This is a genomic window from Nocardiopsis baichengensis YIM 90130, assembly GCF_000341205.1.
Lineage (GTDB): Bacteria > Actinomycetota > Actinomycetes > Streptosporangiales > Streptosporangiaceae > Nocardiopsis_A > Nocardiopsis_A halophila.
The window spans coordinates 17,403-41,940 of sequence record NZ_ANAS01000037.1 but is presented as its reverse complement, the minus strand read 5'-3'; the positions used below and the strand labels follow the sequence as shown (position 1 = coordinate 41,940).

Below are 24,538 nucleotides of genomic sequence, written 5' to 3'. Positions count from 1 at the left end.
CGCCTCAGAGCCGTTCGGGCACTTCGTTGCCGGCGTCGCGGATGCCCTTGCGGAAGTCGGTCTTCCACAGCAGGAACCCGCCGATGACGAAGAAGGCGATCAAGGAGAAGATCGCCACCCGGTAGCCGCCGGTGAGCGTCACCGCCACCGTCACCGCCAGCGAGCCCAGGAACGTCGACCCCCGGTCGCTGATCTGGTAGACCGCGAAGTACTCGGCCTCCCGGCCGCTGGGGATGAGCTGGGAGAACAGCGCGCGGGCCAGGGCCTGGGACCCGCCCAGGACCAGGGCGATGCCCACGCCCAGCGCCATGAACAGCACCGGCTCCCCGGCCGGCAGCAGGTAGCCCAGCGTCACCAGCACGCACCACACGGCCAGGGTGGCCAGCACGGCGTTCTTGGGGCCGGTCACCCGCGCCAGCGCGCCGACCAGCAGGGCGCCGCCGAACGCCACGAACTGGATCATGAGGATCGTGCCCATCATGACCTCTTGGCCGATGCCCAGGTCCTGGGTGGCGAACGGGGCGGCGTAGCGCACGGCGGCCTGGATGCCGTCGTTGAACAGGATGAACGCCAGCAGGAACAGCAGCGTCTGCGGGTGGTGGCGCATCCCCTTCACCGTGTGCGCGAACTGCAGCACGGTCAGCTTGGCCGTGGGGCGGCCGGCCGTGAGCGCCAGGTCGGTGTAGCGGTTGCGCAGCGGGCGCAGCGCCAGCACGGTGAACCCGGCCCACCACACACCGGCAGAGGCGAAGGCGATGCGGACCGCGTCGGCCTGGCCCACGCCCAGGTCGTCGGCCATCAGCACCAGCGCCAGATGGGCGGCGAGCATGGTGGCCCCGCCCAGATAGGCCAGGGCCCACCCGGTGCTGGAGACCCGGTCGCGCTCGTCGGGGGTGGCGATCTCGGGAAGGAAGGAGTTGAAGACCGCCAGGGAGGCGCCGTAGACGACGTTGGCGACCAGGAACAGGGCCGAGGCGAGCAGCCAGCGGTCGCCGGCCAGGTACAGGGCGCTGACGGCGACCGAGCCGGTGAAGGCCAGCCAGAACAGCCACCGCTTCTTGTGCCGGGAGCGGTCGGCCAGGGCGCCCACCGCCGGGAGCAGCAGGATCTGCAGCAGGATCGCGGTGGTGGTCACCGCCGGGTACAGGGCGTTGGCGTGCAGCTTGATGCCCAGCGGATACACGTAGTAGGGGCCGCCGGTGCACACGGTGGTGTCCGGCGCCCCGGCGGCGGCGCAGGCCAGGCCGCTCAGGTAGGGGCCGATGAGCACGGTGACCACCGAGGTGATGAACACCTGGTTGGCCCAGTCGTACAGGTACCAGCCGCGCTGCTCCCGCTTGCGCTGGGCCGGATCGGGGGAGGGGGCGTTGCCGGGTGCGGGGGTGGGGGCGGCGGAGGTCATCTGGTGCGGGATCCGTCCTGGTCGTCGGCGGCGGGGACGGGGTCGCCTCCGGCGGGCGGCCAGGCGCCGCGTGCCCTGAGGACGTCGCGGAGCCCGGTGGTGTTGTCGGTGACGATGCCGTCCACCCCGGCGTCGAGCAGGCGCGCCATCACGCCGGTGTCGTTGACGGTCCACACGTGCACCTGCATGCCCAGCCGGTGGGCGGTGGCGATCAGGTCGCGGCTGAGCACGGGGAAGCCGTGCATGCGCATGGGGATCTGCACGCACTGCACGCCGCGGCGGGCGAGCGGGCGCAGCGCGGGGTGGAGCGAGGCGACGCGCAGCCGGGCGACGTCGACGGGGCCGCAGGAGGTGGCCACGCGGGGGCCCATGGTCCGGCGGACGCGGTCGAGCCGGGCCTGGTCGAACGAACCGAGGCAGACCCGGTCCCAGGCGCCGGTGCGGTCGAGCACCCCGGCCAGGGGCTCCACGGCGCCGTCGGCCTTGACGTCGATGTTGAAGCGGGCCTGCGGCCAGGCGTCCAGCAGGTCCTCCAGCAGCGGGACCGGCTCGCCGCCGCCCACCCGGGCCCGGGCGACCTCGGTGGAGGGCAGGTCGGCGATGGCGCCGGAGCGGTCGGTCGCCCGGTCCAGGGTCTCGTCGTGGAAGGCCACGAGCACGCCGTCCCGGGTGGCGTGCACGTCGGTCTCCAGGTAGAGGTAGCCCAGGTCGACCGCGTGCTGGAAGGCGGCCGCGGTGTTCTCCAGCTCGGTGCGCGCGTTCCCGGCGGCGTCGAAGAGCCACCCGCCCCGGTGCGCCAGCCCGATGGGGACGGGGAGATCGAGGTAGCGGTGAGTCACACCCAGAAGTATGCCGTTCTGCGGCGACACGGACACCACCGCCCGGCGGCCCGCACCACCCCCGAAGGCGAACGCGCGGTGCGGGGGCCGGGCGTCCCCTGAGGCGTGCCCTCCGCGCTGTTCGCCTGACCGGTCCGGGCCCGGCACCCGCCGTGGCCGCCGTGCCGGCGGTACCGCCATCGCCCCATGGGCCCCGGGCCGGGGCGGCGATCGGGATCAGGGCGGCGCTGATCCCGTTTCCTGGGCCGACCGGAAGGCCGAACGCGCGGTGCCCGGCGAAAAAGCTGGAATTCCATGTGGCAACGGGCGGTGGCCGCGGCCTCTGTATCTGTGACGGGCGCGGCTCCGAGCCGCCTCCCCGCTCCCGTCGGTGCCCGAGAGGAGCTGGAAATGCCGCGACTGCATCCGCCCCGGCGTCCGTCCGCGATCCGCTGCCAGCGTGTCCAGGGAGCCTGGTCGGCTCGCCAGGTGTCCCGACTGGCCCAGCTCACCGCCGAGGTCCTGGCGGGCGAGCGCGCGCCGGTCCAGGTGGAGCCCCTGCTCGACCCGCGCCCGTACTCGCTGCTGTGCCGCAGGGCCGGCGTCTTCCGCGAACGCACCCGCCCGCGCGTCCTGCGCACCTGGGTCCGGTGCCAGGGCCCCGCGGTGGCCGAGGTGGCGGCACTGGTGCGGTGCGGGCGCCGCCACCGGGCCCTGGCCTTCCGCGTGGTGCGGAAGGAGGGCCTGTGGGTGTGCACCCATCTGGAGACCGATACCGACAAGAGCTGAGCCCCTCCCCGGAGACCGCCTGCCCCCGGGCGTAGCGGGCGGGGCAGGCGGCCTCCTCGTCGAGAGCGACGTTCCGAGGAGCCGCGACCAGGCCGGACCCCGAAGACGCGGCCACGGCGAGGGCCCACCCGGGGGCCGTCAGAATGACGGCCCCCTCAAGCGGCATGCGACCGGCCGAAAGCGGGACCGGCGATCGATAGTGGTGGATTCACCACTTCAGGCCGCTGATCGTGGCGATTCCACCACTATCGATGTGCGGGAGCCGAGCGCCCTGCAAGCGGCCCCGGACGATTTCCGAAAGCCACAGTGGCGCCGGCCGTCGTGTGCCCGGTGAGGGGGCCGCGGCCCTGCACGGTTCCGCCGCTCTGGAAGGGCGGCCGTGCGACCATGGGCCCGTGTGGCCCGTGTGGCCGAGGCCGGCGGCGTCAAGCGGGGCCCTTCCCCGTCCTGGGGTGCATGTGCGGCATCGGGGATGAGCGGGGCCCGGCGATGTGAATGGGCGGGATTCGGGGCATGTCTTCCGCGCCTTCCGCGATTATGACCCTCCGTGCCGGTATAGTGACTATGTGTTGCCACATCGCCACTCAGCGTCGCAGCCCGCAGGTGTGCGCCCCGCCGACCGCGGCCGGCCGGGGCGGGCGCGGGCCTTCCGCAACGACTGGACCGGCCTCCACCCGCCCGATCCGGGGTCCTGGACGCCCCGTCTGGCGGTCGGCGCCGTGGTCACCGCCCTCGGCGGCGAGCGCCTGGACCTGACCCTGGCGGCGCTGTCGGTCCAGACCTACCCCGCGCACCTGCTCGACGTGGTCGTCATCGCCGCGGACGGGGTCCCGGTGCCCGCCGACCCGGGCGAGAGCGTCCGCGTCGAACGGGTCCCCGCGGGCACCGGGGCCGCGGCCGCACGCGCCCTGGGCGCCCGGCTCGCCGAGGGCGACATCCTCTGCTGGCTCGACGCCGGCATGCTCGTCGACCCCTTCTACGCCGAGACGCACGCCCGCTGGCACCACATGCGCCCCGACTGCGTGACCCTGGCCGACGTGCTCTGGGCCCAGGACGCCCCCGCCGACCCCGCGGACGTGGCGGTCATGGCCCTGTCCGGCGGCATGGCCGACGCCCTGGGCGGTGAGGGCGCCTGCGCCGACCGCGACGCCCTGCTGGACGCCACCGGCGACCTGGCCGAGGCCGACGGCCGCGCCCGCCTGGCGTTCACCCGCGCCGCATGCGCCGTGCGCAGCGCCTTCTACCGGGCCGCCGCCGACGGCGACGCCCTCTTCGGCGAGGCCGAGCTGGCCGACCGGCTCTGGAACGCCGGAGCCCTGTTCCTGGCCGACCGCGACGCGCCCGCCTGGTCCACCGGCGACGCCGCCCCGGCCCTGGCCGCCGGGCACCGGGGCGGGCCGCACCCGCCGCGTGTCCGCGCGGTCGTCGACATCGGCGGCGCCGACTACGACATGGTGCGCGGGTGCGTCGACCGGCTGCTGGACGCCGGCGAGCCCGACGTCGGCGTCGACCTGGTCGCCGACTGGGAGGGGGAGCGCGTCTCCGAGGAGGCGCTGCTGGAACTGCGCCTGATCCAGGCCGCCTACCTGGCGGACGCGCGGGTGCGCTTCGTGCCGGACCCGCCCCGGACCGGCTTCCCCTCGCCCTTCCTGCTCCAGCTCCCCGTCGCCTGGGGCCTGGCCCCCGGAACGCTCGGGCTGCTGACCGCCCGCGCCGAGCGGGCGCAGGCCGGGATCGTCGAACTCGTCCCCGAGGCCGCCCCCACACCGGGCTCCGGCGTCCGGCTCTGGCGCACCCGCGCGCTCACGCGGGCGCTGCGCGAGCGCTGCGAGGGGGAACGGGCGGCCGACGTCGTCGCCGAGGTGCACGGGCGCTACCGCATCCGGGCGGGTGAGGGCACGCTGGTGGACCTCACCGACCCGGAGGCCTGCCACTACCGCTCCGAACCGCTGCGGACCGGAACCGCCGCCGAGGCCGACGACGGGGGAGGGGCCGCAGGCCCCGAAGGGCACGGCGCCGATGAGGACGCCGTCCCGCACGACGACCGCTCCCTGCACGGGGGACCCGATGGGGAAGGGACCGGGCAGGGGCGCCTGCGGGCCCTGGCGGCGAGGATGGGCGGCGCCGTGGCCCGGGTGCGCCGCCTCTGTGCGAACCCTCTGCGTTTCATCCGCTGACCCGGCCGGCCACAGCGGGCCCCGCGGGCGGGCCGCGTTGTTGATCTCGGGGAAGTCGGCCCTATACCGGCCGGTACAAGGCCGACTTCCCCGAGATCAACAACGGAAAGGGGAACGGCCCTGCAGGCGCGGTTCCAGGGCCGCTTCTCCCGGGACCGGCACGGGAGCGGGCGCAAGCCGCACCACGGCGCCGGACACGGACACGCCGCAGCGCCCCTGCGGCCCCGCCGCCCGGCAGGCGGGCCGGAGCGGGGCACCTGCTGCTCCGTCGTCGCCGCCGACCACCCCGACCCCAAACGGCCCGCCGCCCGGCAGGCGGGCCCGGGGAAGTGTCCGCCCCTGTCGTGTGGTCGGCCTCCGCCGGGTCCTCGACCGACCTGTCGTTGCAGTACTAGCCCTCGCCCGTGCCGATGGCGTCCAGGGTCGCCTGCAGGTCCTCGCGGATCTCCTCGGGCAGGGGCGCCGACCCGGTCTCGGCGGACGCCGCCTCCTGGCCCTCAGGGCTGATGACGTAGCTCAGGAAGTCCCGCACCCGCTCGCCCCTGGTCTCGTCCTCATATTCCATGCAGGCGACCTGGTAGCTGACCAGGACGATCGGGTAGACACCCTTCTCGGTCGTGCCGTAGTCCAGCTCCAGCGCGTGGTCGTAGCGGCTCGACCCCTCGCGCTCGGGGGCGTCGGCCACCACCTTGGCCGCCGACTCCGGGGACAGCTCCACGAACTCCTCGCCCACGCCGACGCGCGCCGCCGACATGTGCCCCACGTGGGAAGCCTCCACGTAGCCGATGGTGCCCTCACCGCCGGACACCGCCTCGGCGATGCCGCTGTTGCCCTGTGCGGCCTCGACCGGGGGCAGCGGCCACTGGCCGCCGGGGTCGAAGGTCCAGGTGTCCGAGGCGGTGCTGTGCAGGTACTCGGTGAAGTTCTCCGTGGTGCCCGACTCGTCCGAGCGCGAGACCGGTGTGATGGGCATGTCCGGCAGGTCGGCGTCCGGGTTGTCCTCGGCGATCTCGGGGGCGTCCCACGTCGTGATGTCGCCCTTGAAGATGCCCGCGATGGTGGCCGGCGCCAGGTTCAGCTCCTCGACGCCCTCCAGGTTGAACACGACCGCGATCGGGACCACGTAGGCGGGGATGTTCACCGCCTCGGAGGAGTCGCAGCGCCCCACCGCCTCCTCGTGCTCGACGGGGTCCAGCGCGGCGTCGGACCCGGCGAAGGCGACCGCGCCGTCGAGGAACTGGCTGCGGCCGCCGCCCGACCCGATCGCGTCGTAGAAGACCAGCGCGTCCTCGCAGGAGGTCTGGTAGCCCGCGATCCACGTGGTCATCGCGTTCTCCTGGGCGCTGGAGCCCGCACCGGACAGGGTGCCGTCGAAGCAGGCCATGTTCTCGGGCACCGGGATCGGGTCGTTGCCGCGCACGGCGTTGTCGCTCCCGCACCCCGTGGTCAGGGCGACGGCCCCGGACAGGGCGGCCGCGAGGCAGGCGCGGCGGCTGGACGGACGCATGCGCATGGCTGTGGTGTTCTCCCCTGGTGGGCGCCTCGGCGGCGTTCCGGCGGCCGCCCCCTGTCGGGCACGGTACGGCCCGTCGGACGGTTCCGGGCACGGCGCACCGGCGCGGCTGAACGAACGACGTCGAAGAATTTAACAACTGGTGGCGCGCCGCGCCGAACCGGGCCGGTGTGGTGATGGGCTCACCCGGCCCGGGAACCCGTCAGGCCCGGTCGCGGGCCTGACGGATGCGCTCCAGGACGGCGCGCAGCCCCAGCTCGTAGCCGAACGCCCCGCAGCCCGCGATGTAGCCCTGCATCACCGGCGCGGTGACCGAGGTGTGCCGGAACTCCTCGCGCGCGTAGACGTTGGAGATGTGGACCTCAACGCAGGGCGTGTCCACCGCGTCCACCGCGTCGCGCAGCGCGATGCTGTAGTGGGCGAAGGCGCCCGGGTTGACGACGATGCCGTCGAGGTCGGCGGCGCCGTGCACGAGGTCGACCAGTTCGCCCTCGTGGTTGCTCTGCGCGCACCGCACCTCGGCCCCCAGCTCGGCCCCCAGCGCGGCGACCCGGCGCTCGATGTCGGCCAGGGTCGTGGAGCCGTAGGTGGCGGGGTCCCTGCGGCCCAGGAGGCCGAGGTTGGGGCCGTTCAGCAGCAGGACGGTCGGGCGGTCGGTCGCTTCGGACAAGGGGAGGCCTTCCGTGCGGTCGGGTGGCGGTCGTGCGGCGGGCGCCGGCCGGCGGGAGCGGCCGGTGCCGGAAAGCCTAGCCCCGGGACCGATGGCACGGTTACCGGCCGCGCGCACGCGGGCACCAAGGAGTGCAGATGAGCAGCCACGGACCGACCGCGCCGACGTCGACCTACCGCCTGCAGATACGCCCTGCGGGCGGCCTTCGCGATGCCGCCGACACCGCCTCCTACCTGCACCGGCTCGGGGTGGGGGCGGTCTACACCGCCCCCCTGCTCGCCGCCCCCGGCTCCACCCACGGCTACGACTGGACCGACCCCCGCCGGGTCTGCCCCGACCTGGGCGGGGAGGAGGCGCGCGCCGCGCTGGCGGCGCGGCTGCGGGCCCTGGGCATGGGGCTGGTGGCGGACATCGTCCCCAACCACATGTCGGTGGCCCTGCCCGAGGCCAACGCCTGGTGGTGGGAGGTGCTGCGGGACGGTCCCCGCGCCGTGCACGCCCGCTGCTTCGACATCGACTGGGAGCGCGGCCCGCTGGAGCTTCCGGTGCTGCCCGACGACGGCGACGGCGGGCGGGCGGCGCTGTCCCGCCTGGTCCTGCGCGGGGGGCACCTGGAACTGGACGGGCGCCGCTACCCGGTGGCCGAGGGCACCGTCCCCCACGACGGGGAGGCCGATCCGGAGCAGGTGCACCGGGCGCAGCACTACCGCCTGGTGTCCTGGCGCCGCTCCCGCGAGGCCATGTCCTACCGCCGGTTCTTCGACGTGTCCGACCTGGCGGCGCTGCGGGTGGAGGACCCGTGGGTGTTCGAGCGGGTCCACCGGGAGGTGCTGCGCTGGGCCGACGCGGGGGAGGTGACCGGTCTGCGGGTGGACCACCCCGACGGGCTGGCCGACCCCGGCGGGTACCTGCGCCGCCTGCGGGACCGGTTCGGCGGGTGGATCGCGGTGGAGAAGATCCTGGCGCCGGGGGAGGAGGCGCCCGCGAGCTGGCCGGTCGAGGGCACCACCGGCTACGACGCCGCGCGCGAGGTGTGCGGGCTGTTCGTCGACCCGCGGGCGGAGGGGCCGCTGACCCGCCTGGCCGAGGAGCTGGGGGCGCCGGGGGACCCGCGCCGGGTGGAGGAGGAGTGCAAGCGCCGGGCGGCCACCGAGGTGCTGGCGGCGGAGACCCGCCGCATCGCCTCGGCCGTCGAGCGCGCGGCCGCCGCGGAGGCCGGAGGGGAAGCCGGCGGCGCGGACGAACGCGGGGCGGGGGGCCGCGGCCCCGCGGAGGCCACCGTCCGGGCCGTGGCCGAACTGCTGGCCTCCTTCCCCGTGTACCGCACCTACCTTCCCGAGGGGCTCGGCCGGTGGGCCGAGGCGGTGCGGCGCGCCCGCGAGCGCGTGCCGGAGGCCGCCGCCGAGCTGGCGCTGATCGACCGCCTGGTGCGCGGCGACCCCGGTGGCGAGGCCGCCGTGCGCATCCAGCAGACCAGCGGCATGGTGACGGCCAAAGGGGTGGAGGACACCGCCTTCTACCGGGCGACGCGGTTCATCGCGCTCAACGAGGTCGGCGGCGACCCGGCCGGGTTCGGGGTGTCCGTCGGCGCCTTCCACACCGCCCAGGCCCGCAGGGAGACGGCCCGGCCGCACGGCATGACCACGCTGTCCACCCACGACACCAAGCGCTCCGAGGACGTGCGCGCGCGCCTGGCGGTCCTCACGGAGATCCCCGAGGAGTTCGCGGCCGCGGTGCGCGAGTGGACCGTCCGCCGCGGGCTGAGCGAGCCGTCACTGAACCTGCTCGCCTGGCAGACCCTGGTGGGGGCGTGGCCGATCAGCGCGGTGCGGCTGCGCGAGCACCTGCTCAAGGCGGCGCGCGAGGCGAAGGCGGCCACGTCCTGGACCGACCCGGACCCCGCCTTCGAGGAGGAGGTGCGGGCCTGGCCCGAGCGGGTGCTCTCCGACCGGCGCATCACGGTCGGCGTCCAGGGCCTGGTGTCCTGGATCCGGCCGCACGGGTGGAGCAACGCACTCGGGCAGAAGCTGGTGCAGCTGGCCATGCCGGGCGTCCCCGACGTGTACCAGGGCACCGAGCTGTGGGACCTGTCGCTGGTGGACCCCGACAACCGGCGCCCGGTCGACTTCACCGCCCGGGAGGTGCTGCTGGAGCGGCTGGAGTCGGGGCGGCGCCCCCCGGTGGACGCCTCGGGGGAGGCGAAGATGCACGTGGTGCGCCAGGCGCTGCGCCTGCGCCGCCGCCGGGACCTGCGCGGGTACCTGCCCCTGCGCGCCGAGGGGTGCGCGGCCGGACACGCGGTCGCCTTCGCCCGGGGGCCCGACCTGGGGGCCGCCGCGGTGGCCACCCGCCTCCCGGTGGCGCTGGAGGCGGACGGGGGGTGGAGGGACACGGTCCTCCCGCTCCCGTCGGGCCCGGGGCGCTGGCGGGACCTGCTCAGCGGCCGCGAGGTGGAGGCCCCGGCCGCCGGCGGCCGGGTCGCGCCGAGGCTGTCCGACCTCCTGGCCGACTATCCGGTGGCCCTCCTGGAACGGAGGGAGTGAGCGGCCGGGCCGAGCCTTTCCTCGGGACCCGCCCTCGGGACCCGCGCCGGGACGGGGGACGGCGCTCGTCCGCCGGTCCCTCGCCGGGCTCAGTAGAGTGGACGGCGATCATGGCTACCTTGCGCGACGACGGGCGTCCTCCCGTGCTCGACCGGCTCCGGATGCCCGCCCCTGTCCTCGCCCGCCTGGCCTGTCCCCACTGCGGGGCCGGGCTCGAACCGGTGGGCAACGCCGTGCGCTGCTCGTCCGGGCACGCCTTCGACGTCGCCAAGGAGGGCTACCTCGGCCTGCTCACCGGCGCCAAGCCGACCGGGACCGCCGACTCGGCCGACATGGTCCGCGACCGGCAGGGCTTCCAGGAGGCCGGGCACTACGACCCCCTGGCCGCGCGCATCGCCGAGGCGGCCGCGCCCGCCCTGGCCGACGGCGGCCTGGTCGCCGACATCGGCGGCGGCACCGGCTACTACCTCGCCCGCGTGCTGGACCGCTCCCCGCAGGCCTGCGGCCTCGGCCTGGACCTGTCCAAGTACGCCCTGCGCCGCGCCGCCAAGGCCCACCCGCACGCCGGGGCCGCCGCCTGCGACGCCTGGCGGGGCCTGCCGCTGAGCGACGGCGCCGCATCGGTGCTGCTCAACGTGTTCGCGCCGCGCGGCGCCGAGGAGTTCCACCGCGTGCTGGGCCCCGACGGCCTCCTCGTCGTCGTCACCCCCGGCCCCGGCCACCTGGGCGAACTGGTCGAGGCCCTGGGCCTGGTCTCGGTCGACGCGCGCAAAGAGGAGCGCCTGGAGGAGACGCTCGCCACCCGCTTCGAGCACGCCCGCGGCGAAGCCCTGGACCTCGCCCTGCGCCTTCCCCGCCGCGACGCGGTGACGGTCGCGGGCATGGGCCCCAGCGCCCGCCACCTGGAGGCCGGGGAGCTGGAGCGCCGCGCCGCGACCCTCCCCGACCCCGTCGAGGTCACGGCCTCCTTCCGGATCGGCGTCTACCGCCCCCGCCCCTGAGGCCGGCGGCGCGCGGACCGCAGAGGACGGGACCGCGCCGGGCCTCCGAGGTCCGCCGGACGGCACCGCAGGGCGCCGCCTCCGCGTGATCTCCGGGGCGGGCGGGTAGGGCCACTCCGTGAGCGACGGCGCAGGTGACCGGCTCTCCGTGTGGGCCCCGGACCATGACCGGGTACGCGTACGGGCCGGTGGACGGGACCGGGACATGGAACCGCGGCCGGGAGGCCGGTGGGTGCTCGACGGGCCGCCGCCCGAACCGGGGACCGACTACGCCTTCCTCCTGGGCGACGACCCCGAACCGCTGCCCGATCCCCGGTCGGTGCACCAGCCCTACGGCGTCACCGGCCCCTCGCGCGCCTACGACCACTCCGCCTTCCCCTGGACCGACGGGGCCTGGACCGGGCGCGCCCTTCCCGGGGCGGTCCTCTACGAGCTGCACATCGGCACCTTCACCGCCGAGGGCACCTTCGACGCCGCGATCGGACGCCTGGACCACCTGGTCGACCTGGGGGCGGACCTGGTCGAGGTCATGCCGGTCAACGCCTTCGACGGCGACCGCGGGTGGGGCTACGACGGGGTGCTCTGGTACGCCGTGCACGAGCCCTACGGCGGCCCCGACGGCCTCAAGCGCTTCGTCGACGCCTGCCACGCCCGCGGCCTCGGCGTCGTCCTGGACGTCGTCTACAACCATCTGGGCCCCTCCGGCGCCACCCTGCACCGCTTCGGGCCCTACTTCACCGGCGGCGAGACCGCCTGGGGCCCATCGCTCAACCTCGACGGCCCCGGGTCCGACGAGGTGCGGCGCCACGTCCTGGACAACGCGCTGGACCGGCTGCGCCACTTCCACCTGGACGGCCTGCGCCTGGACGCCGTGCACGCGCTGCGCGACGACGGCGCCCGCCCCCTCCTGGCCGAGCTGTCGGCGCGCACCGAGGCGCTGGCCGCCGGACTGCGCCGGCCGCTGTCGCTGATCGCCGAGAGCGACCGCAACGACCCGCGCACGGTCCGCCCCCGCGCCGCCGGCGGCCTGGGCATGACCGCCCAGTGGTCCGACGACCTGCACCACGCCCTGCACACCGCGCTCACCGGGGAGACCCACGGCTACTACGCCGACTTCGCCGGCCCCGCGGTGCTGCCGCGCACCCTGCGCCGGGTCTTCCTGCACGACGGCGGGTACTCCTCCTTCCGCGGCCGGAGCCACGGCGCCCCGGTCGACGCCGCCGAGGACTCCGGGGCCCGCTTCCTGGCCTACCTGCAGACCCACGACCAGGTCGGCAACCGCGCCCTGGGCGACCGCCTGTCCGCCTCGGTCCCGCCGGACCTGCTGGTGTGCGGGGCGGCGCTGGTGCTGTGCTCGCCCTACACCCCGATGCTCTTCATGGGCGAGGAGTGGGCGGCCTCCACGCCGTGGCGGTTCTTCGCCTCCTTCCCCGACCCGGACCTGGCCGAGGCGGTGCGGCGCGGCCGCCGGCGCGAGTTCGCCGCGCACGGGTGGACCGACGCGGTCCCCGACCCGATGGACCCGGCCGCGCGGGAGGCCTCCGTCCTGGACTGGGAGGAGCCCGCGACCGACCCCCACCGGGCCGTGCTGTGCGCCTACCGGGAGCTGATCGCGCTGCGCCGGGCCCGCCCTGAGCTGGCCGACCCGCGGCTGGACCGGTTCGCGGTGCGCGCCTCCGACGACGGGCGGGTGCTGGTGCTGCACCGCGGCCCGCTGCGGGTGGCGTGCAACCTGCGTCCGCATCCGGCCGACGCGGTGCTGGACGCACCGGTGCGGCGGGTGCTGCTGGCCTCGGGCGAGCCGCGGGTGCGGGGCGGCCGGCTGTGCCTGGGCGGGCACGCGTTCGCGGTCGCCGAGGTCGTGCCCGACGACCGGGAGCAGGTGGACCCCACCTGCGACCTCTAATGCGAAAACCGTCAGAAGATCGCCGACTAGCCGCGTTATCAGTTGTCGATCTCAAGTTTCGCCCCTGAAACAGTTGACGAATTCGGGTGTGAGTGCTGATCATGGGGCACCGCACCCGAATCGGACGATGGGCAAGGGGCCATGAGCACGAACACCGCGCAGGAAGCGACCCGCGAGGACGTCCAGCGGCTCTCGGACGCCGCCCGGGACCACCTGTGGATGCACTTCACCCGCCACTCGGCCTTCGAGGACGGTGCCCGCGTCCCGGTCATCACCCGCGGGGACGGGGTCCACATCTGGGACGCCGAGGGCCGCCGCTACATCGACGGGCTGGCCGGCCTCTTCGTCGTCCAGGCCGGGCACGGGCGCCGCGAGATCGCCGAGGCGGCCGCGCGGCAGGCCGCCGACCTGGCCTACTTCCCGCTGTGGAGCCACGCCCACCCCGCCGCCATCGAACTGGCCGAGCGGCTCGCCGCGCACACCCCCGGCGACCTGGACCGGGTCTTCTTCACCACCAGCGGCAGCGAGGCGGTGGAGACCGCCTGGAAGCTGGCCAAGCAGTACTTCGCGCTGACCGGGCGGCCCGACAAGCGCAAGGTCATCAGCCGGTCGGTCGCCTACCACGGCACCACCCAGGGCGCGCTGTCCATCACCGGCGTCCCCGACCTGAAGAAGGTCTTCGAGCCGCTGGTCCCGGGCGCCCTCAAGGTCGCCAACACCAACCTGTACCGCGCCGACGAGATCACCGGCGAACCCGGGACGGCCGATGACCCCGAGGCGTTCGGCCGCTGGGCCGCCCGCCAGATCGAGCTGGCCGTCCAGGCCGAGGGGCCGGAGACCGTGGCCGCGGTGTTCCTGGAACCGGTGCAGAACTCGGGCGGCTGCTTCCCGCCGCCGCCCGGCTACTTCCGTGCGGTCCGCGAGATCTGCGACCGGTACGACGTACTGCTGGTCTCCGACGAGGTCATCTGCGCCTTCGGGCGGGTGGGCCACATGTTCGCCTGCGAGCGCTACGGCTACACCCCGGACATCATCACCTGCGCGAAGGGGATGACCTCCGGGTACGCCCCCATCGGCGCGGCCATCGCCTCCGACCGGGTCTTCGCGCCGTTCCGGGAGGGGAGCAACGCCTTCACCCACGGGTACACCTTCGGCGGGCACCCGGTGTCCTCGGCGGTGGCGCTGGCCAACCTCGACGTGTTCGAGCGCGAAGGGCTCACCGGGCACGTCCGCGAGAACGAGGCGGCGTTCCGGGGCACGCTGGAGAAGCTGAAGGACCTGCCGATCGTGGGCGATGTGCGCGGGGACGGCTACTTCTACGGCATCGAGCTGGTCAAGGACCGCCAGACCCGGCGGTCCTTCGACCCCGAGGAGTCCGAGCGCATCCTGCGCGGCTTCGTGTCCGGGGCGCTGTTCGACGCGGGCCTGTACTGCCGCGCCGACGACCGCGGCGACCCGGTGATCCAGCTGGCCCCGGCGCTCATCGCCGACCAGCCCGTGTTCGACGAGATCGAGCAGATCCTGCGGTCGGTGCTGACCGAGGCGGTGTCCCTGCTTTAGGGGCGGCCCGACGACCGGAGAGGCGGGGCCGGCCGGGAGCCGAAGGCGGGGCGGGCCCGGCTCCGAGGCGGAACGGCCGCGCTGACCTGGTCGGACGGCAACGACACCACTCTGAGGGACGCGGCCCGGGTCGGCGACGAGGGGGCGCCCGGCGGGCCGCCGTCGCCACGGCTCCCAGGAACGCCGTTCCGGAGGCGAGGGCGGGCGTCCCCGGGCGATCCGATACCGGCGCCCGCATCCCTGTCCGCGGTCGATATCGTGGAAACGCCCCCCGAACCGAACGAAACGACCCGGCCGCGCGGCGCGCGGCCCCGTGAAAGGCCCTGCATGCGCGACGACCCGTCCGGGAGCGGGGCGCCTCCCGACGCGGCGCCGCGCATCCTGCTCGTGGACAACCACGACTCCTACACCTTCAACCTGCACCAGCTCATCTGGCAGGTCGCGGGGGCCGAGCCGCACACCGTGCCCAACGACGGCTTCGACCCGGCCGAGGTGCTCGCCGGGGGCCACACCCACCTCGTGGTCTCGCCCGGCCCCGGCAGCCCGCACGTGCCCGGCGACATCGGGCGCCTGCCCGAGCTGCTGGAAGCCTTCCCCGGCCCCGTCCTGGGCGTGTGCCTGGGGCACCAGCTGCTGGCCGCGCTGAGCGGAGGCAAGGCCGAGCACGCGCCCCAGGTCATGCACGGCCGGGTCGACGAGGTCGCCCACGACGGGCGCGGGGTCTTCGCCGGTCTGCCCCAGGGGTTCCGGTGCGTGCGCTACCACTCCCTGGCCGTCCCGGAACCGCTGCCGCCCGGGCTGCAGGTGACGGCGCGCGCGTCCGACGGCGTCCTGATGGGCCTGCGGCACCGGGAACGGCCCCTGCACGGCGTCCAGTTCCACCCCGAATCGGTCGAGACCGAGTACGGGCGCGAACTGATCGCGAACTTCCTGGCCCTGCCGGGGCGCGCGGAGGAGCGGAGGCCCACTGCGCAGGGGCGGCCGGAGCGGCGGAGCGGTGCGGCAACGCTCCGGAGCGAGTGCTTCCGCGACGGCGCCACCGCCCCCGACGTGCCTGGGACGGGGAGGAACGGGACGGCGGACCCCGGTTCCTCCGCACCCGGGGCGGCGGATCGCGACCGCGCCGCGGTGGCCGCGCAGGGCCGCCCGGAACCGGTGCGAGGGGTGCCCGGCAGCCCGGCCCGTGACGTGCACGTGCGCGCCGTCGACCTCGACGTCTCGCCCGAGGACGTCTTCACCGCCCTGCACGCCGGCGACGACCACGCCTTCTGGCTGGACAGCGCCCGCACCGCCTACGGCATGGGGCGGTACAGCTTCCTCGGCTCCGTCGACACCCGCCGCGACCCGCTGCTGCGCTACAGCGCCGGCCCCGGCGCCCCCCGCCTGGAGGAGGTCCGCGGCGGCACCGCCCGCCCCCTGAGCGGCGGCCTGTTCGACGAGCTCGCCCGCCGCACCGCCGCCGACCGCGTCGACCCCGACGCCTTCCCGCTGCCCTTCCTCGGCGGCCTCGTCGGCTACCTGGGCTACGGCGCCGCCGACGGCAGCGCCTCGGCCGGACCCGTCCGGCCCGACCCGCGCGGCCCCGACGCCGAGTTCCTCACCGTGCGGCGCTTCCTGGCCGCCGACCACCTCACCGGCGCCGCCTGGCTCGTGCACAGCGGCGGCACCGCCGCCGAGGCGGCCGCCTGGTTCGACGGCTACCAGGAGCGGCTGCGCACCGTGCACCCCGCGCCGCCACCGCCCCCGCCCGCACCGCAGGGAGCGGCCCGCGCCACCGTCGTGCGCGGGGACTACCTGGACGACCTGGCGCAGGTCCGCTCCTGGCTGCTCGACGGCGAGAGCTACGAGGCGTGCTACACCTACGCCATGGACGCCGCCGCGCCCGACGGCCCCGACGGCCCCGACGGCCTCCTGGCCGCCTACCGGCGCCTGCGCCGCGACAACCCCGCCCCCTATGCCGCCTACCTGCGCAGCGGGGCGCGCACCGTGCTCAGCGCCTCCCCCGAGCGCTTCCTAGAGATCGACGCCCACGGCTGGGCCGAGAGCAAGCCCATCAAGGGGACCGCCGCCCGCCTTCCCGAGCCCGCCGCCGATGCCGAGGCCGCGCGGGAGCTGGCCTCCGACACCAAGACCCGCGGCGAGAACCTGATGATCGCCGACCTGATCCGCAACGACCTGGGCCGGGTGTGCCGCCCCGGAAGCGTCCACGTGCCCCGCCTCATGGGTGTGGAGTCCTACGCGACCGTCCACCAGCTGGTCACCTCGGTCAAGGGGCGGTTGCGCGCCGACCGCGGAGCCGTGGACTGCCTGCGCGCGCTCTTCCCCGGCGGCTCGATGACCGGAGCCCCCAAGGAGCGCACCGTCGCCCTCCTCGACGCCCTGGAGAGCCGTCCGCGCGGCCCTTACGCGGGCTGCCTGGGATACCTGGGGTTCAACGGGACCGCGGACCTGAGCATCGTCATCCGCACCCTGGTGTGCGACCCGGAGGGCGCGCGCCTGGGAACCGGCGGCGCCATCACCGCCCTGTCCGACCCCGCCGAAGAGCACCACGAGACGCTCCTCAAGGCGGCGGCGGTTCTCCGCTGCATCGGAGCCGAGCCCCCGGAGGATTCCCGCTCAGGGGAGCGAGACACCTCACGTCCGGGCCACCCCGCCCCTGGGCCCACCGGCGCATAGTCTTTGCCACGTCGCAATGGGGCGGCCGCGCGCCGCGGCACGGGGGAGTGGCAGTGCACGGAGAGTACAAGGTCCCGGGTGGAAAGCTCGTGGTGGTCGACTTCGAGCTGGAGGACGGCCGGCTGCGGCACGTCCGCGTGGCCGGCGACTTCTTCCTGGAGCCCGACGAGGCCCTGGAGGAGATCGACCGCGCCCTCGAAGGGGCCCCGGCCGACACCGACGCCAAGGCCTTGGGGCGCCGCATCGAGAGCGCCCTGCCCGAAGGCACGTCCATGTTCGGCTTCTCCTCCGAGGCGGTGGGCGTGGCGGTGCGCCGCGCGCTGTCGCACGCCACGACGTGGAGCGACTACGACTGGCAGCTGATCAAGGACGGGCCGCACGCCCCTGAGGTGCACATGGCCCTGGACGAGGTCCTGACCCGAGAGGTGGCCTCCGGTCGCCGCAGGCCCACCCTGCGCTTCTGGGAGTGGGACCGCCCCTCGGTGGTCATCGGCAGCTTCCAGTCCCTGCGCAACGAGGTCGACCCGGACGGGGCCCGCCGCCACGACGTCACGGTGGTGCGCCGCATCAGCGGCGGCGGGGCGATGTTCCAAGAGCCGGGCAACAGCATCACCTACTCGCTGTACGTGCCCGAGCCGATGGTGCACGGCATGCCCTTCGCCGACAGCTACGCCTACCTGGACGACTGGGTGCTCGAGGCGCTGAGCGGACTGGGCGTGGACGCCTGGTACCAGCCGCTCAACGACATCGCCTCCAAGGGCGGCAAGATCGCCGGCGCCGCCCAGAAGCGGGTGTCGGCGCACGATGGGGCTGTCCTGCACCACGTGATGATGGCCTACGACATCGATGCCGAGAAGATGGTCGATGTGCTGCGCATCGGCAGGGAGAAGCTGTCGGACAAGGGCACCAAGAGCGCCCAGAAGCGCGTGGACCCGCTGCGCCGCCAGACCGGCCTCGCCCGCGAGCAGGTCATGGACGCCATGGTGGCGACCTTCCGGGAGCGCAACGGCCTCACGGATGACACCCTGACCGACGCCGAGCTGGAGACCGCGCACGAGCTGGCCGCCACCAAGTTCGGCTCCCGCGACTGGACCGCCCGCGTCCCGTAGCCGCTCTGTCGCGGAGCCGTAGTGCCGGGTGCGGCCGTTCCGACGGAGGTTCGGAGCGGCCGCACCCGGCACCCCGACACCCGGCGGCCAGGGCCCGGAGCCGGCGCCCGTCGGCGGATCAGGCGCGGGCCGCGATGGCCTCGACCTCGAACAGCACGTCGGGCGCCGCCAGGGCCGCGACGCCGAGCAGGGGCTGCACGGGAGGCTCGGCCCCCAGTACCCCTGCACGGCCTCGGCGATCGGCCCGAGCCTGGTGGCGTCATGGTCCACGACGTACGTTCTGAGCTGGACGACGTGGCCGAAGTCGAGCCCGTGCGCGGGGAGGGGGTCGGTCAATGCGTCCTTTGAACCGGGATGTGCCGTCCGAACAGGAGAAGCGGTGCGACCGCCCCGGCAGGGGCCGGGGCGGTCGCACCATTGTGCCGTCTTGCGCCGACTATTCGACCAGCAGGACCTCCAGCGTCCTGGGGCCGTGGACGCCCTCCACGCGCTCCAGTTCGATGTCGCTGGTCGCCGACGGGCCGCTGATCCAGGTCTGCGGCAGCACCGGGTCCAGGCGCTCCACGGCCTCGGGGACCCCGTCCACCACCTGGCGGGCCCGCACCACGCACAGGTGGTAGTCCGGGACCAGGGTCAGCGCCCGCCGCCCCTGGTGCTCGCCGGTGTCCAGGATGATCGTGCCGGTCTCGGCCACCGCCACCGCGCACCCGGTCACCGCGCCGTCCACCGCGTCCAGCTCCGGCACGGACAGCACCCGGTCCTCCCACGGCGCGTCCCGCAGCACCTCGGCGCCGCTCCGGGAGAACCACTCCCCGGGGGCGTCGCCCGGCACCGCCACCCGGGCGGCGCCCCGGCGCTCCAGCGCCTCGGCGACCGCCGCGGGCAGCTCCGCACCGCGCACCCGGCGCACCTGCGCCCGGTAGTCCTCCAGCCGGTCCACCAGCAGGTCCAGCGCGGGCCCCTGGCGGTGGGTGCGCGCATAGTCCCGCGGCACCGGCGCGTCCCCGGGGTCCTCGTCCCGGGGCACGTCCGCCAGCGCGGCGCGCACCTTGGCCAGTACGCGCTCACGCGATCCGAGCGGTGCGCTCATCGCTCCTCCTCCCCGCCCCGGGCGTGCTCGCGCCACCAGTCGCGGAACGGCCGCTCGGGGATGTCGGGCAGGTCGCGGGTGTCGGTCCAGGCCGCGCCGGGGCCGGGCAGCCGCCGGGGCACCGCCCCGCGCAGCGACGAGGCGGCGCGCTGGGCCAGGTGCATCCGCCGCGGGTCGTCCAGCACCCGTTCGGCCGCCGCCATGGCCGCCTTCTCCGCCCCCGGCCGCTTGCCCTCCACCGCGCGCTCGCGCAGGTGCACCAGCACCTCCGGGATGTCGATGGCCACCGGGCACACGTCGTAGCACGCCCCGCACAGCGTCGAGGCGAACGGCAGCGCCTTCTCGACCGGCCCCTGCATGCCCTGCAGCTGCGGGGTCAGGATCGCGCCGATCGGCCCCGGGTAGACCGACCCGTAGGCGTGGCCGCCGGTGCGCTCGTAGACCGGGCAGATGTTCAGGCACGCCGAGCAGCGGATGCACCGCAGCGCCTGGCGCCCCACCCGGTCGGCGAGGGTGTCGGTGCGCCCGTTGTCGAGCAGCACGAGGTGGAACTCCTGGGGCCCGTCCCCGGGCGTCACGCCCGTCCACACGGTGCTGTAGGGGTTCATCCGCTCGCCGGTGGAGGAGCGCGGCAGCAGCTGCATGAACACCTCCAGGTCCGACCAGCTCGGCACCAGCTTCTCGATGCCCACCACCGAGATCAGCGTCTCGGGCAGCGTCAGGCACATCCGCCCGTTGCCCTCGGACTCCAGCACCACCATGCTGCCGGTGTCGGCCACCGCGAAGTTGGCCCCCGACACCGCCACCCGGGTCTCCAGGAACTTCTGCCGCAGGTGCCGCCGGGCGGCCTCGGCCAGCTCGCGCGGGTCGTCGCCGAGCCCCTCGGGGGCGGGCACGCCCCAGGCGCCCATGCGCTCGCGGAAGATCCGCCCGATCTCGGCCCGGTTGCGGTGGATGGCAGGGACCAGGAAGTGCGAGGGCAGGTCGTCCCCGAGCTGGACGATCAGCTCGGCCAGGTCGGTCTCGTAGGCGGTGATGCCCTCCTGCTCCAAGGCGTTGTTCAGCTCGATCTCCTGGGTGGCCATCGACTTGACCTTGACGACCTCGCGCTCGCCGGTGGCGTGCACCAGCCGGGTCACGATCGCGCGGGCCTCGTCGGCGTCGGAGGCCCAGTGCACGGTGCCGCCCGCGGCGGTCACCGCCTCCTCCAGCCTCTCCAGGTAGTGGTCCAGGTGGCGCAGGGTGCGGTCCTTGACGGCCCGCCCGGCCTCGCGCAGCCCGGCCCAGTCGTCCAGCTCCTCGACCACCTCCCCGCGCTTGCCGCGGATGGTGTGCGTGGCCTTGCGCAGGTTGTGTCTGAGCTGGGCGTTCCCGGTGGCCCCGCGGGCCGCGTCGGGGAAGGCGGGCATCCCCACGAATGTCGCGCTGCTCATGCGAGGGCCGGCTCCCGTTCCGTCGACGCCAGGATCTCCGCCAGGTGCACCACGCGCATGCCCGCGCGCTCGCGGCTGAGCGTCCCGCCGATGTGCATCAGGCAGGAGTTGTCGACCGCGCACAGCACCTCGGCACCGGTGGAGGCGGCGTTGCGGGCCTTGTCCGAGCCCATCGCCGCCGACACGTCCGGGTTCTTCACCGCGAACGTGCCGCCGAAGCCGCAGCACTCGGCGGCGCCGGGCAGGTCCACCAGGCTCAGCCCGCGCACGGCGCGCAGCAGCCGGTAGGGGCGGTCGCCCAGGCGCAGCATGCGCAGCCCGTGGCAGGTGGGGTGGTAGGTGACGGTGTGCGGGAAGTAGGCGCCCACGTCGGTGACGCCCAGCACGTCCACCAGCAGCTCGGACAGGTCGTACACGCGCGGCGCCAGATCGGCGGCGGCGCGCTGCAGACGGCTGCCGTCCTCGCCAAGGCGCGGGTAGTTGTCGCGGATCATCGCCGCGCAGGAGCCGGAGGGCGCGACGACGGCGTCGGCGCCCTCGAACGTGCGCAGGAAGCGCACGGCCAGGCGCTGGGCGTCGCGCCGGTAGCCGGAGTTGTAGTGCATCTGCCCGCAGCAGGTCTGGTCCTCGGAGAACACGACCTCGTGCCCCAGCCGCTCCAGCAGCCGCACCACCGCTCGCCCGGTCCCCGGGTACAGCGTGTCGTTGACGCAGGTGACGAATAGCGCGATCCGCATGCGCTCCCTCTTCTCCAGGGCCGCTCCCGTGGGGCGGCCCGCGCGGTCGGTCGGGTGCCGACACTTCGGCGTGGGCCGCCGGACCCCGTCCGGTGCGCCCGGACCGCCCCCCCACAGGGGCGGTCCGGGCGCCGGGAGGCGTCCGCGGGGCTCACCCTAGACGCGGAGCCGGGCGCCCACCCGGCGGCGGAAGGGCGTGTCGGCGCGTCCCTCCGCCCATGCTCAGGCGGCCGTCAGCACCTGCCGCTGGCCGCCCAGTCCGTCCACCTCCAGTTCCATCACGTCGCCGGCCCGCAGGTAGGGCGTGTCCGGCCGGGTCATGGCCACGCCCGCGGGGGTGCCGGTGATGACGACGTCGCCCGGGCGCAGCGCCATGAAGCGGCTCAGGTGGCGCACCAGGAAGGGCACATCGAAGATCATCGCCTCGGTGGTGCCGTCCTGCACCAGTGCGCCGTTGACCCGGGTGCGCAGGCCGAGCGCGGCGGTGCCGCGCGCCCCCAGTTCGTCGGGGGTGACCAGCCACGGGCCCAGCGGGGTGAAGGTCTCGAAGGACTTGCCCTTGCCCCACTGTCCGCCGTGGCCGAACTGGTGCTCGCGCTCGGTGACGTCGTTGGCCACCGCGTACCCGGCCACGGCCGCCTCGGCCTCGGCGTCGGACTCCAGGTAGCGGGCGGTGCGCCCGATCACCACGGCCAGCTCCACCTCGTGGTCGGTGGCCGAGCAGCCGCGCGGGATGCGCACCGGGTCGTGTGGGCCCACCACGGTGTCGGTGGGCTTGATGAAGACGATCGGCCGCTCGGGCGGCTCGGCCCCGGTGGCCGCCGCGTAGTCGGCGTAGTTGGTGCCGATCCCGATGAGCTTGCCGCGGGGCGCCAGCGGCGGGCCCACGCGCGGGCCGCCGGGGGCGCCGGCCCCGGCGCCACCGGCGGCCCCGGACAGCACCGGCAGGCCGCCGGCCTCCAGGGCGGCGCGGGCGCGCTCCAGGCCCCCGCCGGACAGGAAGGCGCCGTCGATGTCGTCGGTGATCGGGGACAGGTCGAGGGGCACGCCCTCGGGGGACAGGGCGGCGGGCCGTTCGGCCCCGGGCGGTCCGATCCTCAGCAGCTTCACGGTGCAGGCCTTTCCGTCGGCGGCGTCCGCGGCCGGCGCGGCGCACGGGCGCGTCGATTGGTCTGATCAGTTCGGTGCTGTCCGTCCGCCGATGTCCCGGATTCGGGCCGGTAGATGACGGTGTGGTCTGCCTCATGTCGACAAAGTGGTCGGATCACTTCTACGTGCAGCGGAGAGGGGGTGTCAAGATGGGCGGAGCAGAACGACCGTGCGCGGTGCCGAGGCCCGCCGCCCCCTGGAGAGGACCCCGCGTGATGCCGACCGACGGCCCGAGCCCCGCCGCGACCGAGGCGCGCATGCCGGTGACCCGGCGCCCCGTCGAGCGGATCAAGGAGATGATCGCCGAGGGGCGGCTGCGCCCCGGCGACCGCCTGCCCACCGAGCGGGACCTGGCCCAGGAGTTCGAGGTCTCGCGCAGCTCCATGCGCGAGGCGGTGCGCACGCTGACCACCCTGGGCGTGCTGGAGGTGCGGCACGGCGCGGGCGTCTACGTCTCCTCGCTGCGCCCGGCCGACCTGCTGGAGACCTTCTCGGTGCTGGCCGAGATCTCCCAGGGCGACACCCTCATCGAGGTGCTGCAGGTGCGCCGGATGCTGGAGCCGGCCGCCACCGCGCTGGCCGCGGCCCGCGCCACCGACGCGCAGCTGGAGCGGGTCGGCGCCATCCTGGACCGGATCTCCTCGGGCGGGGGCGGCCGCGAAACGGTCGCCGCCGACCTGACCTTCCACCAGGCGATCGTGCAGATCACCGGGAACGCCACGCTGTCGGCCATCAACGACGGGCTCTCCTCGCGCACCTTCAACGCGCGGGTGTGGCGCGGGCACTGCGCGGCCGGGCAGGCCGCGCGCCTGCGCCAGGACCACGAGCGGATCTACCGAGCCCTGCTGGACCGCGACCCCGACGCCGCGCGGGCCGCCGCCACCATGCACGTCATGGAGGTCGAGCGGTGGCTGCGGGCCGACCTGGACACCGGACCGGAGGGCGCGGCCGCCGAACCGGCCGCCGGCGGGGGTGAGCGGCCTCACGGTCGGCGGTAACAGGCCTGTCACGGGCCGTCGAGCGGGTGCAACGTGCGGCGGGCACCATCGCCGGCATGGGAGCAGACGCACGCACCACCGCAACGGACCGCACCCCGCACGGGGCGCCGCCCGCGCCCTCGGCACCGCACGCCGGCTTCCTCGGCCGGGAGGCCCTGGAACTGGGGGCGCTGCTGCTGGCCGGGGGCGCCGCGCACCTGCTGGTGCTCTCCTTGGGCCACAGCGAAGGCGGGGGAGCGCTCCTGATCGCCTTGGGCGCCGCACTGGTCGCGGGCGCCTCGGTGCACCGCTGGCGCCGCCACCGCCGGGCCGCCCGGGAACCGGGGCCGGGGCGCCGCACCGCCGGCCCGCGCAGGCAGGGCGAGCGGCTGTGGCGGCTCCGGGTGGCCGTGGACGACCTGCCCGGCGGCCTGGCCGCGCTCACCGCCCGGATGGCCGAACTGGGCGTCGACATCAGGCTGGTCCAGATCCACCCGGGCGCGGGGGAGGCGCTCGACGACTTCTACCTGACCGCTCCGGGGCCGGTCGGCCCGGACCGGCTGCGCGAGGCCGTGGCCCGCGCCGGCGGCCGCACGCCGGTGGTCGAGCCCGCCGACCTGCACGAGCTCAGCGACACCACGGGCCGTGCGCTCTCACTGGCGGCCGCGGTCGCCGCCGGGGGCACCACGCTCGCCGAGGCGCTGGCCGCACTGTGCGGGGCCGACGCGGCCGAGCACACCGCCGCCCGGCCGGACGGTCCGGGGCCCGACGAACTGGCCGGGACCGCCCTGTGCCTGACGGTGCCCGGGGCCGGGTACGTGCTCCTGCACCGCGAACAGGTGCCCTTCACCGCCGTGGAGTTCGCCCGCTGCCGCGCCTTCGTCCAAGCGGCGACGGCGCTCACCGGCGACAAGGCGCCCAAGGAGTGGGGCCACCGGTAGCTTGACGCGATGGGCTTGGGCTCCGGATGGAGGGGGAGCACGAACGG

Annotated in this window: 18 protein-coding genes; 10 read left to right on the top strand and 8 right to left on the bottom strand. The window is 75.1% G+C overall.

All coding sequences use genetic code 11. From position 1 onward, the window contains the following. Positions 1 to 4: 4 nt before the first annotated feature. Together C892_RS0124900 and C892_RS0124895 are read right to left on the bottom strand one after the other, a co-directional pair. Positions 5 to 1,402 carry an MFS transporter gene (locus C892_RS0124900; RefSeq protein WP_017559429.1) on the bottom strand — a complete coding sequence of 466 codons (1,398 nt, stop codon included), beginning with the start codon at positions 1,400 to 1,402 and terminating at the stop codon, positions 5 to 7. Continuing rightward, a complete protein-coding gene (locus tag C892_RS0124895; RefSeq protein WP_017559428.1) occupies positions 1,399 to 2,241 on the bottom strand; it encodes a glycerophosphodiester phosphodiesterase family protein in 843 nt (280 codons plus the stop codon). The genes C892_RS0124900 and C892_RS0124895 overlap by 4 nt, the downstream gene beginning before the upstream one ends. Positions 2,242 to 2,709: 468 nt before the next feature. Between C892_RS0124895 and C892_RS0124890 the strand changes: the two genes are divergently transcribed. Together C892_RS0124890 and C892_RS29565 are read left to right on the top strand one after the other, a co-directional pair. Next, positions 2,710 to 3,009, top strand: a complete 300-nt coding sequence (locus C892_RS0124890; RefSeq protein ID WP_017539100.1) for an Rv3235 family protein — start codon at positions 2,710 to 2,712, stop codon at positions 3,007 to 3,009. 605 nt (positions 3,010 to 3,614) lie between these two features. Next, on the top strand, positions 3,615 to 5,186 hold the full coding sequence (locus C892_RS29565) for a hypothetical protein (protein WP_051060606.1): 1,572 nt from the start codon (positions 3,615 to 3,617) through the stop codon (positions 5,184 to 5,186). A 391-nt stretch (positions 5,187 to 5,577) separates the two neighbouring features. On the opposite strand, the gene pstS is transcribed toward C892_RS29565, so the two are convergent. Continuing rightward, entirely contained in the window at positions 5,578 to 6,699 is a 1,122-nt protein-coding gene (gene pstS / locus C892_RS0124880) for a phosphate ABC transporter substrate-binding protein PstS (RefSeq protein WP_017559427.1), read from the bottom strand. A gap of 202 nt (positions 6,700 to 6,901) precedes the next feature. After that, complete coding sequence (aroQ, locus tag C892_RS0124875) at positions 6,902 to 7,369, bottom strand: type II 3-dehydroquinate dehydratase (protein WP_017559426.1); 468 nt, start codon at positions 7,367 to 7,369, stop codon at positions 6,902 to 6,904. A gap of 137 nt (positions 7,370 to 7,506) precedes the next feature. Here aroQ and treY point away from each other — a divergent pair, with 137 nt between their 5' ends. From treY to C892_RS0124845, 6 genes are all read left to right on the top strand, one after another. Beyond that, positions 7,507 to 9,912, top strand: coding sequence for a malto-oligosyltrehalose synthase (gene treY, locus C892_RS0124870; RefSeq protein WP_017559425.1), 2,406 nt, complete (start codon positions 7,507 to 7,509; stop codon positions 9,910 to 9,912). A gap of 161 nt (positions 9,913 to 10,073) precedes the next feature. Continuing rightward, positions 10,074 to 10,913, top strand: coding sequence for a putative RNA methyltransferase (locus tag C892_RS0124865; RefSeq protein ID WP_193374808.1), 840 nt, complete (start codon positions 10,074 to 10,076; stop codon positions 10,911 to 10,913). 148 nt (positions 10,914 to 11,061) lie between these two features. Then, positions 11,062 to 12,819 carry a malto-oligosyltrehalose trehalohydrolase gene (gene treZ, locus C892_RS0124860; protein ID WP_239647528.1) on the top strand — a complete coding sequence of 586 codons (1,758 nt, stop codon included), beginning with the start codon at positions 11,062 to 11,064 and terminating at the stop codon, positions 12,817 to 12,819. A gap of 141 nt (positions 12,820 to 12,960) precedes the next feature. Beyond that, positions 12,961 to 14,379 carry an aspartate aminotransferase family protein gene (locus C892_RS0124855; protein WP_017559422.1) on the top strand — a complete coding sequence of 473 codons (1,419 nt, stop codon included), beginning with the start codon at positions 12,961 to 12,963 and terminating at the stop codon, positions 14,377 to 14,379. A gap of 327 nt (positions 14,380 to 14,706) precedes the next feature. After that, on the top strand, positions 14,707 to 17,055 hold the full coding sequence (locus C892_RS0124850) for a chorismate-binding protein (protein WP_017559421.1): 2,349 nt from the start codon (positions 14,707 to 14,709) through the stop codon (positions 17,053 to 17,055). A gap of 53 nt (positions 17,056 to 17,108) precedes the next feature. After that, positions 17,109 to 18,164, top strand: a complete 1,056-nt coding sequence (locus C892_RS0124845; protein WP_026124619.1) for a lipoate-protein ligase LplAB — start codon at positions 17,109 to 17,111, stop codon at positions 18,162 to 18,164. A 436-nt stretch (positions 18,165 to 18,600) separates the two neighbouring features. Here C892_RS0124845 and C892_RS0124835 read toward each other — a convergent pair whose 3' ends face one another. From C892_RS0124835 to C892_RS0124820, 4 genes are all read right to left on the bottom strand, one after another. Next, positions 18,601 to 19,254 carry a LutC/YkgG family protein gene (locus C892_RS0124835; protein WP_017559419.1) on the bottom strand — a complete coding sequence of 218 codons (654 nt, stop codon included), beginning with the start codon at positions 19,252 to 19,254 and terminating at the stop codon, positions 18,601 to 18,603. Further along, on the bottom strand, positions 19,251 to 20,663 hold the full coding sequence (locus C892_RS0124830) for a LutB/LldF family L-lactate oxidation iron-sulfur protein (protein ID WP_017559418.1): 1,413 nt from the start codon (positions 20,661 to 20,663) through the stop codon (positions 19,251 to 19,253). Before C892_RS0124830 ends, C892_RS0124835 begins: the two co-directional genes overlap by 4 nt. A gap of 20 nt (positions 20,664 to 20,683) precedes the next feature. Next, a complete protein-coding gene (locus C892_RS0124825) occupies positions 20,684 to 21,424 on the bottom strand; it encodes a (Fe-S)-binding protein (RefSeq protein ID WP_017559417.1) in 741 nt (246 codons plus the stop codon). A gap of 222 nt (positions 21,425 to 21,646) precedes the next feature. Beyond that, a complete protein-coding gene (locus tag C892_RS0124820) occupies positions 21,647 to 22,534 on the bottom strand; it encodes a fumarylacetoacetate hydrolase family protein (protein WP_017559416.1) in 888 nt (295 codons plus the stop codon). A gap of 254 nt (positions 22,535 to 22,788) precedes the next feature. Here C892_RS0124820 and C892_RS0124815 point away from each other — a divergent pair, with 254 nt between their 5' ends. Beyond that, a complete protein-coding gene (locus tag C892_RS0124815) occupies positions 22,789 to 23,571 on the top strand; it encodes a FadR/GntR family transcriptional regulator (RefSeq protein ID WP_017559415.1) in 783 nt (260 codons plus the stop codon). Between the two features lie 56 nt (positions 23,572 to 23,627). Next, entirely contained in the window at positions 23,628 to 24,491 is an 864-nt protein-coding gene (locus tag C892_RS0124810; RefSeq protein WP_017559414.1) for an ACT domain-containing protein, read from the top strand. Positions 24,492 to 24,538: the final 47 nt, after the last annotated feature.

Bases quoted from the DNA above. Each gene is read 5' to 3' on its own strand.
- C892_RS0124900 (WP_017559429.1), bottom strand. From the start codon at position 1,402: ATGACCTCCGCCGCCCCCACCCCCGCACCCGGCAACGCCCCCTCCCCC.
- pstS (WP_017559427.1), bottom strand. From the start codon at position 6,699: ATGCGCATGCGTCCGTCCAGCCGCCGCGCCTGCCTCGCGGCCGCCCTG.
- treY (WP_017559425.1), top strand. From the start codon at position 7,507: ATGAGCAGCCACGGACCGACCGCGCCGACGTCGACCTACCGCCTGCAG.
- C892_RS0124865 (WP_193374808.1), top strand. From the start codon at position 10,074: ATGCCCGCCCCTGTCCTCGCCCGCCTGGCCTGTCCCCACTGCGGGGCC.
- C892_RS0124855 (WP_017559422.1), top strand. From the start codon at position 12,961: ATGAGCACGAACACCGCGCAGGAAGCGACCCGCGAGGACGTCCAGCGG.
- C892_RS0124850 (WP_017559421.1), top strand. From the start codon at position 14,707: ATGCGCGACGACCCGTCCGGGAGCGGGGCGCCTCCCGACGCGGCGCCG.
- C892_RS0124835 (WP_017559419.1), bottom strand. From the start codon at position 19,254: ATGAGCGCACCGCTCGGATCGCGTGAGCGCGTACTGGCCAAGGTGCGC.
- C892_RS0124830 (WP_017559418.1), bottom strand. From the start codon at position 20,663: ATGCCCGCCTTCCCCGACGCGGCCCGCGGGGCCACCGGGAACGCCCAG.
- C892_RS0124825 (WP_017559417.1), bottom strand. From the start codon at position 21,424: ATGCGGATCGCGCTATTCGTCACCTGCGTCAACGACACGCTGTACCCG.
- C892_RS0124815 (WP_017559415.1), top strand. From the start codon at position 22,789: ATGCCGACCGACGGCCCGAGCCCCGCCGCGACCGAGGCGCGCATGCCG.
- C892_RS0124810 (WP_017559414.1), top strand. From the start codon at position 23,628: ATGGGAGCAGACGCACGCACCACCGCAACGGACCGCACCCCGCACGGG.